The sequence below is a fragment of the Streptomyces flavofungini genome (genome assembly GCF_041028215.1).
Taxonomy (GTDB): domain Bacteria; phylum Actinomycetota; class Actinomycetes; order Streptomycetales; family Streptomycetaceae; genus Streptomyces; species Streptomyces flavofungini_B.
This window is the reverse complement of record NZ_JASKYR010001415.1, coordinates 1-878: the sequence shown is the minus strand read 5'-3', so window position 1 is coordinate 878 and position 878 is coordinate 1. Positions and strand designations below refer to the sequence as shown.

Annotated in this window: 1 protein-coding gene; it reads right to left on the bottom strand. The window is 74.3% G+C overall.

Annotation, left to right across the window (positions count from 1 at the left end):
• On the bottom strand, window positions 1-535 hold a 535-nt coding region (locus AB8Z36_RS41385), incomplete at its 3' end, for an ANTAR domain-containing protein (protein WP_369218482.1).
• Between the last annotated feature and the right edge of the window lie 343 nt (window positions 536-878).

Sequence of the window (878 nt, the reverse complement as noted above, 5' to 3'; positions counted from 1 at the left end):
GGGCCTCGAAGGCGTCGGCGGGGGTGATGTCGCGGGTGGCGGCCAGGAAGCCCTGGGCCTGTTCGATCAGCACGCGGCTGTGCAGGGCGGTGTGCAGCTGTTCGTTGACGGTGTCCGCCTCGCGCAGGGCGTGCGCGTGCAGCAGGCCGATGGTGGCCGCGTCGGCGAACGCCTGCGCCAGCGCGAGGTCGTCGGCGGGCGGCGGTGCGTCGCCGGTGGCCAGGAGGAGCAGGCCGCCGAGACTCTCCCCGCGCAGCCGCAACGGCACGGCGCCCGCGTGCGTGTACCCCGCGTGGCGGGCCAGCGCGGTGAAGTCCCGCCAGGCGGTGGGCGCCCGGCCGAGGTCACCGGGGGCGACGGCGCCCGTGGTGCGGTGGGCCTCCACGGCGGGGCCCTCACGCACCGCCACGTCCAGGAGCGCCGCCAGGGCGGGATTGTGGTCGTATGCCACCGGGCTGTACGCGGGGGTGTCCGGGGCCGCCAGCAGAATGGCGGCGTCGGCGACATCGAGGATGTCGCGGCAGCGGAGCGTCAACTTCCGCAACAGACCGAGGGCGTCGAAGCCGTCGTCCAGGGTGTCGGCGAGTTCCAGGAAACGTGCGGGTGATCTTCTCTTCCCTGCTCATACCCGCCCCTCGGTATGCCCTCGCGGCCGAGACCGTGAGGGGCGGACGGGCTCATCGGTCGGCCACGTTCCGTTCCTGAAACACTACTCTTCATCGTTCCTGTCGGCCCCGCTCTCGGCGAAGGCGGCCGTCTCCGCACGAGGGCGGCACCGTGCGGTGCGGCGCGCATGCGGCGCAGGGGGGGCGGCGGAAGGAGCAGGGCGGTGGAGTGGCGTTGCGCGGGGCTCGGGTGGCCGCAGGGCGAGCCCGTGC